This window comes from Bradyrhizobium sp. WSM471 (genome assembly GCF_000244915.1).
Lineage (GTDB): Bacteria > Pseudomonadota > Alphaproteobacteria > Rhizobiales > Xanthobacteraceae > Bradyrhizobium.
Genome location: NZ_CM001442.1, coordinates 971,420 through 986,593, shown reverse-complemented (window position 1 = coordinate 986,593; position 15,174 = coordinate 971,420). Strand labels below are relative to the sequence as shown.

At 65.3% G+C, this 15,174-nt stretch carries 11 protein-coding genes and 2 pseudogenes; 9 read left to right on the top strand and 4 right to left on the bottom strand.

What is annotated here, in order from left to right:
- Positions 1-157 precede the first annotated feature (157 nt).
- From BRA471DRAFT_RS04630 to BRA471DRAFT_RS04620, 4 genes and pseudogenes are all read left to right on the top strand, one after another.
- Positions 158-1,312: an acyl-CoA dehydrogenase family protein gene (locus BRA471DRAFT_RS04630; RefSeq protein ID WP_007604972.1), complete on the top strand. Its 1,155-nt coding sequence runs from the start codon at positions 158-160 to the stop codon at positions 1,310-1,312.
- 206 nt (positions 1,313-1,518) lie between these two features.
- Positions 1,519-2,271: a hypothetical protein gene (locus BRA471DRAFT_RS04625; protein WP_007604971.1), complete on the top strand. Its 753-nt coding sequence runs from the start codon at positions 1,519-1,521 to the stop codon at positions 2,269-2,271.
- A gap of 48 nt (positions 2,272-2,319) precedes the next feature.
- A pseudogene (locus BRA471DRAFT_RS37880) lies at positions 2,320-2,548 on the top strand (acyl-CoA dehydrogenase); the annotation flags it as partial.
- A 202-nt stretch (positions 2,549-2,750) separates the two neighbouring features.
- On the top strand, positions 2,751-4,715 hold the full coding sequence (locus tag BRA471DRAFT_RS04620) for a methyl-accepting chemotaxis protein (protein WP_007604970.1): 1,965 nt from the start codon (positions 2,751-2,753) through the stop codon (positions 4,713-4,715).
- 40 nt (positions 4,716-4,755) lie between these two features.
- Here BRA471DRAFT_RS04620 and BRA471DRAFT_RS04615 read toward each other — a convergent pair whose 3' ends face one another.
- Positions 4,756-6,924 carry a bifunctional diguanylate cyclase/phosphodiesterase gene (locus tag BRA471DRAFT_RS04615; RefSeq protein WP_007604969.1) on the bottom strand — a complete coding sequence of 723 codons (2,169 nt, stop codon included), beginning with the start codon at positions 6,922-6,924 and terminating at the stop codon, positions 4,756-4,758.
- A gap of 466 nt (positions 6,925-7,390) precedes the next feature.
- On the opposite strand from BRA471DRAFT_RS04615, the gene mepA reads away from it, so the two are divergent.
- From mepA to BRA471DRAFT_RS04590, 5 genes are all read left to right on the top strand, one after another.
- A complete protein-coding gene (gene mepA / locus BRA471DRAFT_RS04610; RefSeq protein ID WP_007604967.1) occupies positions 7,391-8,335 on the top strand; it encodes a penicillin-insensitive murein endopeptidase in 945 nt (314 codons plus the stop codon).
- Positions 8,336-8,564: 229 nt separating this feature from the next.
- Complete coding sequence (gene modA / locus BRA471DRAFT_RS04605; RefSeq protein WP_007604965.1) at positions 8,565-9,347, top strand: molybdate ABC transporter substrate-binding protein; 783 nt, start codon at positions 8,565-8,567, stop codon at positions 9,345-9,347.
- A gap of 11 nt (positions 9,348-9,358) precedes the next feature.
- The gene (gene modB / locus BRA471DRAFT_RS04600; RefSeq protein ID WP_007604962.1) at positions 9,359-10,054 is read left to right on the top strand and encodes a molybdate ABC transporter permease subunit; all 696 of its coding nucleotides are present in this window, start codon (positions 9,359-9,361) and stop codon (positions 10,052-10,054) included.
- 2 nt (positions 10,055-10,056) lie between these two features.
- Positions 10,057-10,719, top strand: coding sequence for a molybdenum ABC transporter ATP-binding protein (gene modC, locus BRA471DRAFT_RS04595; RefSeq protein WP_007604960.1), 663 nt, complete (start codon positions 10,057-10,059; stop codon positions 10,717-10,719).
- A gap of 240 nt (positions 10,720-10,959) precedes the next feature.
- Positions 10,960-12,009 (top strand): IS110 family transposase, encoded by a 1,050-nt coding sequence (locus BRA471DRAFT_RS04590; protein ID WP_007604958.1) that lies wholly within the window; start codon positions 10,960-10,962, stop codon positions 12,007-12,009.
- A gap of 290 nt (positions 12,010-12,299) precedes the next feature.
- On the opposite strand, the pseudogene BRA471DRAFT_RS40135 reads toward BRA471DRAFT_RS04590, so the two are convergent.
- The 3 genes and pseudogenes from BRA471DRAFT_RS40135 to BRA471DRAFT_RS04580 form a co-directional block, all read right to left on the bottom strand.
- Positions 12,300-12,470: pseudogene (locus tag BRA471DRAFT_RS40135) on the bottom strand (GntR family transcriptional regulator); the annotation flags it as partial.
- Between the two features lie 18 nt (positions 12,471-12,488).
- Positions 12,489-12,749: a PepSY domain-containing protein gene (locus BRA471DRAFT_RS04585; RefSeq protein WP_007604956.1), complete on the bottom strand. Its 261-nt coding sequence runs from the start codon at positions 12,747-12,749 to the stop codon at positions 12,489-12,491.
- A 318-nt stretch (positions 12,750-13,067) separates the two neighbouring features.
- On the bottom strand, positions 13,068-14,861 hold the full coding sequence (locus BRA471DRAFT_RS04580) for a potassium/proton antiporter (protein ID WP_007604954.1): 1,794 nt from the start codon (positions 14,859-14,861) through the stop codon (positions 13,068-13,070).
- Positions 14,862-15,174: the final 313 nt, after the last annotated feature.

Below are 15,174 nucleotides of genomic sequence, written 5' to 3'. Positions count from 1 at the left end.
CCCGCGTCAGCGCGAGCTTGCGAGATCGAACCGTCATTCCGGAGCGCGCCAATTGGCGCCGGCCCGGAATGACGGTGGGACCAGCTTGATCCTCCCCGCCAGATAGACCACCATTGCCTCCTTACCGCTCACAGCAAGAATGGGCGAGGAAACGCGCATGAACGCAACTCCCGGATTTGGCCTCGTCGAGCGGGCACTGGCGATCGCGCCGCTCGTCACCAGCGAGGCTGACGAGATCGAGCGGACGCGGCGGCTGACGCCGCCCGTCGTCGACGCGCTGATCGAGAACGGGCTCTATCGCGCGCTGCTGCCGCAGAGCCTTGGCGGCGTCGAAGCGCCGCCGGAAGCGTTCATGCAGATGCTGGAGGAGATCGCGAAAGCCGATGCCTCCACCGCCTGGTGCCTTGGTCAATGCGCGGTCTGCGCGATGATCGCGGCCTCGCTCGACCACGACACCGCGCAGGAGATCTTCAACACGGCGCCCGGCATCCTCGCCTGGGGCGCGATCGCGCATGAGGCGCGCATCGTCGAGGGCGGCTATCGCGTCACGGCGCGCTGGGAGTTTGCCTCGGGCTCGCGGCAGGCGAGCTGGCTCGGCGCGCATGTCCGCATCGTCGGCGCCGACGGCGCGCCGCGCAAGAACGTAGACGGCTCGGCGGAGCTGCGCACCATCCTGTTTCCGGTCGCGAGCGCCGTGCTGCACGATGTCTGGCGGGCGATCGGGCTCGCCGGTACCGGCACCGATTCCTACGAGGTCGCCGACCTGTTCGTCCCCGAGCGCTTCACGGCATTTCGTGACGTGCCGTCCGCGCTGCGAGAGCAGGGTCCCCTTTACAGGATCGGCACCGGCTCGACCTTCAGCCTCGGCTTTGCCGCGGTGTCGCTCGGCGTGGCGCGCGCCACGCTGGATGCCGCAATCGCGCTGGCGCGCGGCAAGCATCAGTCGCTGGCGGCCAACGCCATGCACGACAACCAGGCGGTCCAGGGCCTGATCGGCCGCACCGAGGGCGATCTTCGCGCTGCGCGCGCCTATCTCTATGCGACGGCAAGTGCGATGTGGCGCGATCTCTGCGCGACCGGCGCGTTCAGCGCGGCGCATCGGAGCTCGGTTCGCCTCGCCGCGACCTGGACCATTCACCAGGCGGCCAAGGTGGTCGACGCCGCCTATCACATGGCCGGCGCAACCGCCGTATTCCGCAGCAATCCGTTCGAGCGCCGGTTTCGCGACATGCACGCCATCGCCCAGCAGATCCAGGCGCGCGACACGCATTACGAAGATGTCGGTAAGATGATCCTTTCAGGGGATCGCTGACGTCGACCAGTTTGCGAAAGTGCACGCACGCTGACCTATATTGAGTTCGCCATCCGCGTCTTCGTCGCTGAACCTTTGGGGATTTTCCCGGACCAATTTCTATAGCTGCAGAAACGACGGCTTTCCGCTGTGACCGCGCCGACCATTTGGAAGTGATAATTCTGAATTTTTTGTAGCGCGCTGCCTTTGCGCAAGAGAGGTCCATTATGGGCCGAACAGCTGGCAAGAAAGTCAGTTGCCATGCCATACGGCGCCATTCGCCGGGATGGTATCAACCTAGCATTCTCATTGTTGCCATCGTCTGCATCGCATGCACTGTCCTGTTCGCGAGCGAAGCTCTGGCTCAATGCTCGGCGCGAGACGTCCTGCGGAATCACCTGAAGCTCAAGCAAGCGCCGTCTGATGGGCCGCAAGTCCCGATCAAATCCGCCGTCGATCACCCCGTGTGGAAGACGATCAGGATCGGGACGTTTGCTAACTTCTTCGCCCTCAGCAACGCTTTGGATGCGGCAGGTTGCGGCATCGGAAACTCGGCCGGCGAAATTCTCGCGCGACCGACGTTTACCGTTAGCGCCAAGACAACGAGCGTAGAGCTTTTCACGGTGTCGGCGGCCGACCTGGGCTTTCGGACCGACACAGCGTTGCTGGCGGACATTTATGCGCGGGCCAGACAGTTGGGTTTCGGCCTTGCGGCTGCAGAAGTGGGACCACAACTGAGGCTTCAATATTTCGACCAGCCGATCGGCGAGTTTCTCATCATCGGAATGGAGCCAATCAGGACCTGGCAGGGCGCCCCCGTCATCTTGAATGTCGCCAACGGCGGCGCGGGACTCATTCTCATCGGCCAGGATGGCGGCGCCGACGCACAGATCCCCGCGGCATCCCGTTTTGTATTCGTGCGGAGCAACCAAACCGCTCCTGCCGAGGGGCATGAGGCCGTATCGCTTGTCGGTCACTGAACTTTCAACTGTGCGCAGCTCGAGTAGCAAGGCGGCTCCTCCAGCGTGACCGGAGAAGGCGCCGTGAGGCGCAACGCGGCTCGTCTCGCCGCGACCTGGATCATCCATCAAGCTGCGAAGGGCGTCGACACCGCCCAGGGTCGGCGCGACCGCCGTGTTCCGCAGCAATCCGCTCGAGCGCCGCTTCCGCGACATGCATGCCATCGCCCAGCAGATCCAGGCACGCGACACGCACTATGAGGATGCCGGTAAGATGACCCTTGCCGAATACCGATAGTCGAGAGCGAATGACGCTGCGGCGCTTTGTCTCTCGTGACGACGAACGGCCGGGTCATGCTCTGCCCATGCGTTCACTGCATTGAGTCATGCAAACGGGCCGTAGCGATTTCCGTGGAAACACGGAGGCCAGCCGCCTTGTTGTTAAGCAATTTCTGGGACCGTTTCGCAAAGCAAGTTTTGGAAATGCCTGGGAATTTCAGATGTTCAAACTCAAGTCGATTGCGGCCCGCCTCGTTCTCGCCATCGCGCTCACTGTCGCGGTGGCCTGCGCCATCCTCTCCGGCTTTTCGATCACCCAGCAGCGGGCACTGACGCAGATGGCGCTCGATCAGCAGCTCAAGCTGCAATATGAGAGCGTGATCGCGGCGATCGACTACGAGGGGCGTTCGGCGCTGGCGGTCTCGTCCGTCATTGCGGCGCTGCCGCCGGTCGGCGACGCCATTGCCAGGGGCGACCGTGACAGCCTGACCACCCTGCTCGGCGATGCCAACAAGGCGCTGAAGGCGCAGGGCATCCCGCTGATCACCTTCCAAGTTCCGCCGGCGATCTCGTTCTTCCGCGTCCACATGCCCAAGTCCTTCGGCGACGACGTCTCCGGGCGCCGCGCCACCGTGGTCGAGGCGCTCAAGACCGGCCGCCAGATCGTCGGCGTCGAGCCGGGCCGCGAGGCGCTCGGCATCTTTGGCATGACGCCCATCGTACGGGACGGAAAAAATCTCGCCAACGTCGACGTCGGCGCCGCCTTCGGCAAGGAATTCGTCGAACGCGCCAAGAAGCGCTTTGGGATCGACCTCGCGGTCTATTCCGTCGACGGCAATAATCTGAACAAGCTGTCCTCGACCTTCGGCGAGAACGCGGTCGCGAAGCCAGACGAGTTGAGAGCCGCGATCGACGGCGCGCCGCTGCAGCGCGAGGCCGAGCTCGACGGTCATCCGGTCGCGGTCTATGCCGGGCCGATCAAGAACTATGCCGGCGCGCCGGTCGGCGTGGTCGAGATCATCAAGGATACGACCGAATACGAGGCCGCCTTCGCGGCCGCAGAGCGCCATCTGATCCTCGGCACGGTGGCGATCCTCGCCGCCGCCATCCTGTTGGCATTCCTGCTCGGACGCGGGCTGTCGCGGCCGCTCACCGCGATCACAGCCGTGATGAACCGTCTGTCGAGCGGCGATACAAGCGTCACAATTCCCGGCAGCGAACGCCGCGACGAGCTCGGCACTATGGCCAAGTCGGTCGACGTGTTTCGCCGCAACATGCTCGAATCCGTCGCGATGCGCGAGGCGCAGGAGGCCGACAAAGCCAAAGCGGAGGTCGAGAAGCAGGTGCTGCAGCGCCGGATGGCGGATCGTTTCGAGGCCGACGTCAAGGGCGTGGTCGCAGCGGTCGCCAAGGCGACCGAGGGCATGCAGAACGTCGCCGGAGAGATCACGTCCAGCGTCAACGGCACCTCACAGCGAGCCTCCGCGGCGGCAACCGCCTCCGAAGAAGCCTCAACCAGCGTCAACGCGGTCGCGGCCGCGACCGAAGAATTGGCCTCGTCGGTCAACGAGATCGGCCGTCAAGTCACCCATTCCAGTCAGGTTGCCAGCGGCGCGGTTGTGAAGGCCGCGGAGACGACGGAGATGGTCACGAGCCTTGCGACGGCTGCCGAGCGCATCGGCGACGTGTTGCGTCTCATCAGCGAGATCGCGAGCCAGACCAATTTGCTGGCGCTCAATGCCACGATCGAGGCCGCGCGCGCCGGCGAGGCCGGTCGCGGCTTTGCGGTGGTTGCGTCCGAAGTAAAGGGGCTCGCCAGCCAGACCGCAAAGGCTACCGATGAGATCGCAAGCCAAGTCACCGCGATCCAAGCCGCCACCGGCAATTGCGTCACGGCAATCTCCGGCATCAGCGACACCATCCGCGAGATCAGCGGCATCGCCACCACCATTGCCGCCGCGGTCGAAGAGCAGGGCTCGGCAACGCGGGAGATCGCTCGCAGCGTACAGCAGGCCTCCGCCGGCACCACCGACGTCTCCGCCAATGTCGCCGGCGCAAGCCAGGCGGCGGACCAATCGCGGGAGCTGGCGGGGAATGTGATGGTGGCCTCAGGTGAGCTTGGCGAGCATGCGTCGGCGCTGATGAAGAGCGTGGACACGTTTTTGGCGGGGCTGCGGGCGGCGTAAGGGACCCCGCAAGCGGGGGCAGCGCCGCTGCAGCGACCGATCACGCCACCAGCGCGGCGTCCTCGTCTAATCCATCGATGCCGCGCTGCGCGGCGAGCAGGCTGATGATCTCGGCGTTCGGCCGGGCCTTGCTGAACAGAAAGCCCTGGCCTTCGTCGCAACCTTCGGCGCGGAGGCAGCTCAGCTCGGCTTCGGTCTCGACGCCTTCGGCGGTGATGGTGACGCCGAGGCCTTTGCCGAGGCTGACGATGGAGCGGATGATCGCCTGGGCCTCGCGATTGGCGCCGAGATCGCGCACGAAGGACTGGTCGATCTTGATCTTGTCGAACGGGAAGCTGCGCAGATAGCTCAGGCTGGAATAGCCGGTGCCGAAATCGTCCATCGAGATGCGCACGCCGAGCGCGCGCAACGCGTGCAGCGTCGCCAGTACCTGGGCGCTCTTCTCCAGCAGCAGCGTCTCCGTGATCTCGAGCTCGAGCCGCCGCGGCGGCAGGCCCGAATGCTTCAGCGCATCCGTCACCATCGAAAGCAGATTGCCGCTGCGGAACTGGAGCGGCGACAGGTTGACGGCGACGCGGACGTCGTCAGGCCAGGTCGCAGCGTCGTGACAGGCCCGGCGCAGCATCAGACCGCCGAGCGGATTGATCAGCCCGGTTTCTTCCGCGACGGGAATGAACTCGGCCGGCGAGACCATGCCGCGCTCGGCATGCGGCCAGCGTACCAGCGCCTCGAAGCCGGTGATGCGGCCGCTCTGGAGGTCGATCAGCGGCTGGTAGTACGGCCGCAGCACGTCGTTCTGGATCGCGTCGCGCAGCTCGACCTCGATCTTGCGGCGGGTCTGCGCTTTCGCATCGAGCGCCGCCTCGAAGAACGCGAACGAGCCGCGCGCATCCAGCTTGGCGCGCGACAGCGCCATGTCGGCGCTCTTGAGCAGCTTTTCGGAATCGTCGCCGTCGCCCGGCGCCATCGCGATGCCGATGGAGGCGCTGATCACCACGGAATGGCCGTCGAGCAGATAGGGATCGGCGATGGCTTCGAGCAGGCGCTTGGCCAGCAGCACCGCATCCTCGGGACGCGTCAGGCCGCTCTGCACGATTGCGAACTCGTCCGAGTTCAGCCGCGCCAGCGCGTCCTCCTCGCGCAGGGTCGAACGCAGCCGCTTGCCGACGCCGCGCAGCAGCTTGTCGCCGACCGCGTGACCCAGCGTGTCGTTGACCGCCTTGAAATTGTCGAGCCCCAGCATCAGCAAGGCGACCTTGTCGGTACTGCGCCTCGTATGCAGCAGCATTTCGTCGACCTGCTGGCGCAGCAGATTGCGGTTTGGCAGACCGGTCAGCCCGTCATGCTGGGCCATGAAGGAGAGCCGCGCCTCGGCGCGCTTGCGCTCGGTGATGTCCATCAGCGCGAGCAGCACCGCGGGCCGCTCGGCATAGGTCAGTTCGCGGGAATAGATTGCAAGGTCGATCAGGGCGCCGTCGGCCTTGACGTGCTTCCAGGTGCGTCCGGCCTGCTCCTCGCCGGCCGAATCGGCGGTCCAGGGCGGCTCGCTGTCGAAAGCCTGAAGGGAACGGATCGTCAGCTGCTCGAACTCGGCGCGGCTGTAGCCGTAATGGGCGACCGCGGCATCGTTGACGCCGAGGATGCGCTCGTCGTCCAGTGCGCAGACGATCATGGGGACGGGATTGCCGTCGAACAGCAGGCGGAACGAGGCCTCGCGCTGCTTCAACTCGGTGATGTCGACGCGCAGGCCGACGACGCCGCCGTCGTCGGTCAGCCGCTCGTCGATCAGGATGACGCGGCCGTCCGCCAGCTTCTGCTCGTGGCGCGAGCCGGGCTGATAGAGCTTTTGCAGCCGCTCGGCGATCCATTCTTCCTCGTGGCCGGCGGCTTCCGGATAGTCGCCGCGGGCGACGCCAATGCGGAGCGTGTCCTCGAGGCGCGCGCCTTCCTCGAACAGATCGGCGGTCTTGCTGTAGATCTCCGCGTATTGCTTGTTCCAGAGGACGTAGCGGCCCTCGGCATCGAGAAACACGATGCCTTGCGGCAGGATCTCGATGGCCTGGCGCAGGCGTTCATGGGATTTTCGCGCTTCCGCGATCGCGGCCTCAGCTTCGGCACGGCTGCGCAGAACTTCGTCGCGTTCGGACGGAAGATGAGGGGCGCGCGCAAAGCGCGGCTTGCGCGGGTGCAGGCCGGACCTGCCAAGCACGCTTCCCTTTCGCTTTTTTGGTTTTCGAGACCCCAAACTCAACTTCACTCGTCCCAGTCGCACCCAGCGACCGCAACTCTTGGGGCAAGTGTCTGAAAAAAAAGTAATCTTGGGTGGCATGGTGATTGGACGCACGGTCTGGCAGCCACGAAAAAGCAGCCCTTGTTGCCCATTTGCAAGGCGCGGCAGCGCCGATGGGCGCTCCAAGCGCATCGCATCGTCGTGATCGGAGCACGAGATGGCGCAAAATTGCGCGCCGCCTTGAATCATTTCCGGGATCGCGCGGGATTGCATGCAGAAGGGAGTGAGCACGCGTCCGGCGCACGAATTTTGGTCAATGCACGAGAGGGTTATCGCGTCGTTAAAAATCGGCCGGCCGCGTTGGGAACCGCAACTTTTGAACGAAATTTCAGCGGAAGGACTGTTTCTTAACCCTGGCGCGGTGTTGGGCTATAAGGATGTCAGCATGAGTCCCCGCCGCCTCGCCCCTCTCCTCCTCGTCATGACGCTCCTGGCCGCCGGCGACGCGCTGGCCCAGGACAAGGGCAGCGTCAACCCAAAACCGCTGCCGCCGCTCGCCAATCCGAACGATCCCAGTATTGGCGCCAAGGAGCTGTTCGCGCGAAAGCTGCTGCCGTCGAAGGGACCGGCGCACGTCATCGGCTCCTACACCAAGGGCTGCATCGGCGGCGCCGAGCAGATGCCGCTCAACGGCGACAATTGGCAGGTGATGCGGCTGTCGCGCAATCGCAACTATGGTCACCCCGCGATGATCGCGCTGATCAAGCGGCTTGCGGCGAGGGCGCACAAGGACGCGGGATGGCCAGGCATCCTGGTCGGCGACATCGCCCAGCCGCGCGGCGGGCCGGCGCTGTCCGGCCATGCCAGCCACCAGATTGGCCTCGATGCCGACATCTGGCTGACGCCGATGCCCGACCATCGGCTCTCGCGCGAGGAGCGCGAGGACATGTCGGCGGTGATGATGGTGCGCCCGGATCGGCTCGACATCGATCCAAAGGTGTTCACGCCGGGCCATGTGCTGGTGCTGCGCGACGCGGCGCAGGAGCCGGCGGTGCAGCGCATCTTCGTCAATGCCGCGATCAAGAAGGCGCTGTGCCGCGACGCCAAGGGCGACCGTTCCTGGCTGTCGAAGATACGGCCGTGGTGGGGCCACGACTATCATTTCCACATCCGCATGCGCTGCCCGGCGGGCGCGAGCGACTGCGAGGGCCAGCCGTCGCAATCCGACGACGAAGGCTGCAAGCCCTCCGATCTCGCCTATTGGTTCAGCGACGGCGTGCTGCACCCCAAACCGCCGCCGGAGCCGCCGAAGCCGAAACCGCCGATGACGCTGGCGCAGATGCCGGCGGCGTGCAAGGCCGTGCTGCACGCGGGCAATGCGAAGCCGTAAAGCCTCCGCGGTCGTCCCCGGGATGACGAATCCCTGGTTGGCGCCATGCGAACCGTCGCCTTTGACCTGTTCCGCCACCCTGTTATGATGACGCAGCGATCGCTTGCCGGACCGTAAGTCCGTCGGGCTTGCCGGAACAGCGCTTCCGCCGGTCGCAAGCCTCATTCAACCAACGCCGTCTTGCGCGCGCCGCCTTGCGTGCCCTGAGCGCGCGCATGGAGCGCTTCCGATGTCCCGCCTTTCCGTGCTTTTTTCAGCTTTATTCCTTCTGGCCGCGGGCCTTTCGCCTGCTAGAGCCGAGGACAAGACCATCACCGTGTTCGCGGCAGCCTCGATGAAGAACGCGCTCGACGAAGTCGACGCCGCCTACACCGCCAGGACCGGCGTCAAGTTCAGCGTCAGCTATGCCGCAAGCTCCGTGCTCGCCAGGCAGATCGAGCAGGGCGCGCCGGCCGATGTGTTCGTCTCCGCCGACACCGACTGGATGGACTACGCGATCTCCAGGAAGACCATCAACGAGCCGACCCGGGTCAATCTGCTCGGCAACAGCATCGTGCTGATCGCGCCGAAGGATTCCAGGCTCGACAACGTCCCCATCGCGCAGGGGTTCGACCTCGCAAAACTCGCCGGCGACGGCAGGATCGCGACCGGCGACGTCAAATCCGTGCCGGTTGGGAAATATGCCAAGGCGGCGCTGACGAGCCTGGGGGCCTGGCAGGCGGCCGAGCCGAAATTCGCCATGGCCGAGAGCGTGCGTGCCGCGCTGACGCTGGTCGCGCGCGGCGAGGCCAACCTCGGCATCGTCTATTCCACCGATGCCAAGGTCGAGCCCGGCGTGAAGATCGTCGGCACCTTCCCGGCGGATTCGCATCCCGCGATCATCTATCCCGTCGCTGCGACCACGACTGCAAAGGGCGAGACCGGCGACTATCTCGCCTTCCTGCGCTCGACCGCCGCCAAGACCATTCTTGAAAAATTCGGTTTCAAGTTCCTGATCAGCCCCTCGACTTGATTTGCGATTTGATGCTCGACATCTCTCCCGCCGAATGGACGGCGATCCTGCTCTCGCTCAGGGTTGCCGTGATCGCTACGCTAGTGGCAACGCCGTTCGGCATTGCGCTGGCATGGCTGCTCGCGCGGCGTGATTTCTGGGGCAAGTCGGTGCTCGATGCGCTGGTGCATCTGCCGCTGGTGCTGCCGCCTGTCGTCACCGGCTATCTGCTGCTGCTCACTTTCGGCCGGCGCGGGCTCGTCGGCGGTTTCCTGGCGGACCATCTTGGCATCGTCTTCGCCTTCCGCTGGACCGGTGCTGCGCTTGCCTGCGGCTTGATGGCGTTTCCGCTGCTGGTGCGTCCGATGCGGTTGTCGATCGAGGCGATCGACCGCCGGCTCGAGCAGGCCGCCGAGACGCTCGGCGCCACTCCTTTCAAAGTGTTTTTCACGGTGACGCTGCCCTTGGCGCTGCCCGGCGTGCTCGCCGGCATGGTGCTCGGCTTTGCGAAAGCGATCGGCGAGTTCGGCGCCACCATCACCTTCGTCTCCAACATTCCCGGCGAGACCCAGACGATTTCGTCCGCGATCTATTCGCTGATCCAGACCCCGGACGGCGACGCCGCCGCGGGACGGCTCGTGATCGTCTCGATCGTGCTGGCGCTCGGTGCGCTGATTGCCGCCGAATGGTTCGCCCGCCGCGCCACCGCGCGCCTGCACGGGAATTGACCATGCTGCGTGTCGACATCGAAAAGCAGCTCGGCGAGTTCTCGCTGTCCGCCGCTTTCGCGAGCGAGGGCCGCGTCATCGGCCTGTTCGGAGCGTCGGGCGCCGGCAAGACCTCGCTGGTCAACATGATCGCGGGACTGCTGCGGCCCGACCGCGGCACTATCGTGATCGACGGCGAGACCGTCGACGACAGCGCGGCCGGCATTCATGTCCCGACCTGGCGCCGCCGCATCGGATATGTGTTCCAGGATGCGCGGCTGTTTCCGCATCTCAACGTCGCGCAAAATCTCGACTATGGCAGGCGGATGAACGGCCTCGCGCCCGATCCGGCGCAGCACAAGCGCGTCATCGAGCTGCTCGACATCGGCGCGCTGCAGGGTCGCCGCCCCGGAAAGCTCTCCGGCGGCGAACGCCAGCGCGTCGCGCTCGGTCGCGCGCTGCTGTCGAGGCCGCGCCTGCTGCTGCTCGACGAGCCGCTCGGCGCGCTCGACGAGGGTCGCAAGCTGGAGATCCTGCCCTATCTGGTGCGGCTGCGCGACGAGGCCAACGTCCCCATGGTCTATGTCAGCCACGACGTCGCCGAGCTGCGCCAGCTCGCGACGCAGATCGTGATGCTGAAGCAGGGCCGCGTGACGTCGTTCGGCGGGGTTAAGGTGTTGACGTGAGGGGGGCGTTGAGCAGGCAACGGTTGAGGCAAGCCGCCGGCCCACCCTCCGCCGTCGTCCTGGCGAAAGCCAGGACCCATACCGCGTGATCTATCAGCGGCCGGTGGTGTGCGTACCAGCGAAGAAAACGTGACTGCCGGTGTTCGCAAAACTACTCCCCGGGGTGATGGTGTGGACGGCCCCCTACGGCATCAGTGTGCCAGAATGAGGTTGTCAGAAACTCATTCACAGGAGCCGTCCGTGAGCCAGATTATCCGCATTGGGATGGATACGTCGAAGTATATCTTTCAACTGCATGGGGTGGATGCCTCGGAGCAGGTCGTGCTGCGCAAACGGCTTGGCCGCAAGGGGATGCTGGAGTTCTTTGCCAAGCTGCCGCCGACGGTGGTGGTGATCGAGGCGTGTGGGGCGGCTCACGTCCTGGCGCGAGAGCTAGGTAAGCTGGGACACACAGCCAAGCTGATCGCTCCGCAGCTGGTGAAACCCTACGTGGCGCGCAATAAGAACGATGGGCGCGATGCAGAGGGGCTGTGCGAGGCGGCGAGCCGGCCGCGGATGCGCTATGTGCCGGTGAAAACCGCCGAGCAACAGGCCGCGCTGATGCTGCTGGGCATCCGCGAACAACTGGTCGTGCGACGCACTCAACTTTCCAACATGATCCGCGGCTATGCGGCGGAGTTCGGTCTGATCGAGGCCAAGGGGCTGGACAAGCTGGTCTCGTTCCTGGCCGCAATCGAGCACGATGAAAGGGTGCCGACGCTGGCCCGCGAACTGTTTGCGACGCTTGCCCGCCAATATGATCAGGTGCAGGTCGAGCTGAAGGCAGTGGAGGCGAAGCTTCTCGCCTGGCACCGTGCCAATGCCTTGAGCCGTCGTTTGGCTCAGATCCCGGGGATCGGTCCGGTCACCGCCGCAGCACTGGTGATGAAGGCACCCGATCCTCACGCCTTCCGCTCGGGACGGCTGTTTGCCGCCTGGCTCGGCCTGACCCCAAAGGACCATTCCACCGCGGGAAAGACCAGGCTCGGCAAGATAACCCGTGCAGGCGATGAGACCTTGCGTCAGCTGCTGGTGCTTGGGGCAACTTCGGTGGTCAAGATCGCCAAATCGAAAGCTCGTGGGCCGAGCTGGCTGATCGAGCTTTTGAAGCGCAAAACACCGAAGCTGGCGGCGGTGGCGCTGGCCAACAAGATGGCCCGCATCGCCTGGAAGCTGATGACGACGGGAGAGCAATACGATCGCGCGCGGCTAGGGGCGCAAAACGAGGCCCAAACGGCCGCTGCCGTGTGATCGAAAGATTCGGCCGACCGGCGGGTTAGCCCCACCGGCCGAACCGGAGCTGCAAGAGCAGAGGAGATGGTGCGATCGATCGTTCGAGATGCGAGCAAATCCGTAGGACCCATTGGCCGAATAAGGTCGCATGGGTGATTGGAACTCGTGTCGCGAAAACCATCTTGGCCAGCGGTCCGACAAAGCCGCATCAACAGGCCGGACATATGGATGCAAGCGATCCGATCAAACCTCACTAAGCTCTTGTGCCACGGGGGCCGTCCACATATGGGTCCTGGCTTTCGCCAGGACGACGTTGGGGCGGGTTCGTAGACCGAGACCATCACCGAGGACCGGCTGAGCAGATCGGCGAGGAAGTGCGTCAGCTCAGAATTGCCGAGCGCCTCGACGAGATGAACGTGGAGCGCGCCCGACAGCCGCACCGAGGCGGCGCGGTCCCCGCGCGTTGCGGCGGCGCGCTCTGCTACCGAGACCCGCCACTACCAACCGCGATCGACGTTACGCACCTCGCCCGTTCGAGCGTCCACATCGACCTCCATCCAGCGGCCGGCGCGATCACGGCCTTCGATCTGCCATTCATCGCCGAGGAACTCGGTGTGCGAGACGGTCATGACGCCGATGTCGGTGGCGACGTCGAGTGCGACCTGCATCGAGATCTGGTCGCCGGTGTCATAGGCCATCGCAGGCGCTGCCGATCCGAGGCCGATCGCAATGATCGCCGGCAAGATGAACTTTTGCATGGATTACTCCTGTCAGGTGCGTTTACGCCGCTAAGAACGAGCGGCAGCACGGAGCGTTCCGGGAGCAGCCGTCACGAAGACGCGCAAATCTTCGGCGGTTGCGGCGATTTGGTGGCGGTTCCCGCGCCGTCGCCACCGCTCTCCGCCGTCGTCCTGGCGAAAGCCAGGAACCCCCAGGGAGGAGTCGTTGGAACAGATCATCACCACCAGCATTCGCAAAACAGCTGGCGGTGGTTATGGGTCCTGGCTTTCGCCAGGACGACATCGGGGAGGCATGTCGCTTCAACGATTCTCACGGCCACGACGCGCGAAACGCCGCTAAACTCCCGCCACCGAGCTCCACAAATCCGCCAGCTTGCGCCGCAGCGCCTGCCTGCGCGTAAGCGGCGGGGGCGTTTCCTCGTCTTCCGGCAGGCGCAGGCCGACGACGTTGACTCGGCCACCGGAGATGGAGCGCGCCACAAGCACGATCGGATCCAGCACGAGCTCCGCCCCCTCTTTCGGCGCGCGGTCGAGATGCACGTCGAAATAATCAGCGAGCGTGTGCCCGCTCTCGTCCTCGCTCACCTTCACGCCGTAGATCTCCGCGAGCTCGGCGAGCGTGTGCTCGCCGGAGACCATGAAATCGCCCAGCAGATGCGGGTCCGGCGCCGAGCTCGGCTGCATGTCGACGAAGAAGCGGTCGAGCGATTCGGCCTTTTCCGGCGGCGCCAGCAGATAGATGTAGTCGCCAGGCGCGATGGGCTCGGCTTCAATCGGCGTCAAAATGCTCTCGTTGCGTATCACCAGCGTGGGCTTCGACCAGGACGGGATCAGGCCGCGGCGAAAATACAGGCTCTTCGGCCGCACCGGATAGCCGACGAGCTGCTGCTCGAGCTGCCCGGGCAGATCCAGTTCGACACGGCGCGGGCCGCGCTCGGCGCGCGGCAGCGCCACGTGCAGCTTGCGCGCGGCCGGCGCCAGGGTCCAGCCTTGCAGCAGGAGCGAGATGATGACGACGACGAAGGCGACGTCGAAATAGAGATAGGCCTTCGACAGCCCGACCAGCATCGGGATCGAGGCCAGGAAGATCGCGACCGCGCCGCGCAGGCCGGTCCAGGCGATGAAGATCTTTTCACGCCAGTTGAAGCGGAACGGCGCCAGGCACACGAACACGGCGATCGGCCGCGCCAGCAGCATCAGGACGAATGCGATCCCGACCGCCGGCAGCACGCTGCCGCCGAGCCGGCTCGGCGAGACCAGCAGGCCCAGCAGCACGAACATCACGATCTGCGCCAGCCAGGTCGCGGCGTCCAGGAAGGCCACCACCGAATTATGCGCGCGCGTCGGGCGGTTGCCGATGATGATACCCGCGAGATAGACCGCGAGGAATCCCGAGGCGTGCATGATCTGCGAGCCGCCGAAGATGACGAGCGCGGCGGTGGTGACGAACGGCGCATGGAGGCCCTGCGGCAGCGCGACCTTATTGAGCGCGATGACGACCAGACGCCCGCCGATGACCCCGACGACGGCGCCCAGCACGGCCTCCTGGGCGAACTCCATCATCACATGCGCGGCCGTGCCCGTTCCCAGCGAGATGTATTCGACCAGCATCAGGGTCAGGAAGATCGCGAAGGGATCGTTGGTGCCGGATTCCACCTCCAGCGTCGCGCCGACGCGCGGGCGCAGGCGCAGGCCCTGGGTATGCACGAGCAGGAACACTGCGGCCGCGTCGGTCGAGGCCACCACGGCGCCGACCAGCAGCGACTCCGTCCAGTTGAGGTCGAGCGCATATTTCGCGAACGGCGCCGTGATCAGGGCGGTCAGCAGCACGCCGACGGTCGCGAGCACCATGGACGGCGCCAGCACGGTGCGGATGCTGGCAAAGCGGGTCCGCAGGCCGCCGTCGAACAGGATCAGTGCGAGCGCGACCGAGCCGACCAGATAGGTGGTTCGGACGTCGTCGAACTGCAGCTGTCCGGGACCGGAATCGCCCGCGAGCATGCCGATCGCGAGGAAGACGAGCAGAAGAGGCGCGCCGAAGCGCAGCGCAAGCAGGCTTGACAGGATCCCGGCCAACACCAGGACGGCGCCGAGCAATATGGCGAGGCTGACAGTGTCGAGGGAAGCCATGCGGTGCTGCGGTTACTCCGGGAGATCGACGATTTCAGTCAGGCGGCCACCGGCCGGGCACTCCCTCGCCCCGCTTGCGGGGAGAGGGTGGGGTGAGGGGGAGCCTCCGCGGGGGTGGTGACAGTGGGACTCGCGGAGAGTCCCCCTCACCCGAAATTCAAGCTGCGCTCGAATTTCGACCTCTCCCCGCAAGCGGGGCGAGGTGAAGTGTGCCGCGACCAACAGATTTGCCCGTCTCGAAAACATGCGCTTCAGCATCCTTATCGTCGCTGCCCCTGCACGCCAACCCATTTTCTCCCGCTCGCGGCAATCT

Coding starts and splice junctions, on each gene's coding strand:
- BRA471DRAFT_RS04630 (WP_007604972.1), top strand. CDS start 158: ATGAACGCAACTCCCGGATTTGGCCTCGTCGAGCGGGCACTGGCGATC.
- BRA471DRAFT_RS04625 (WP_007604971.1), top strand. CDS start 1,519: ATGGGCCGAACAGCTGGCAAGAAAGTCAGTTGCCATGCCATACGGCGC.
- BRA471DRAFT_RS04620 (WP_007604970.1), top strand. CDS start 2,751: ATGTTCAAACTCAAGTCGATTGCGGCCCGCCTCGTTCTCGCCATCGCG.
- mepA (WP_007604967.1), top strand. CDS start 7,391: ATGAGTCCCCGCCGCCTCGCCCCTCTCCTCCTCGTCATGACGCTCCTG.
- modA (WP_007604965.1), top strand. CDS start 8,565: ATGTCCCGCCTTTCCGTGCTTTTTTCAGCTTTATTCCTTCTGGCCGCG.
- modB (WP_007604962.1), top strand. CDS start 9,359: ATGCTCGACATCTCTCCCGCCGAATGGACGGCGATCCTGCTCTCGCTC.
- modC (WP_007604960.1), top strand. CDS start 10,057: ATGCTGCGTGTCGACATCGAAAAGCAGCTCGGCGAGTTCTCGCTGTCC.
- BRA471DRAFT_RS04585 (WP_007604956.1), bottom strand. CDS start 12,749: ATGCAAAAGTTCATCTTGCCGGCGATCATTGCGATCGGCCTCGGATCG.
- BRA471DRAFT_RS04580 (WP_007604954.1), bottom strand. CDS start 14,861: ATGGCTTCCCTCGACACTGTCAGCCTCGCCATATTGCTCGGCGCCGTC.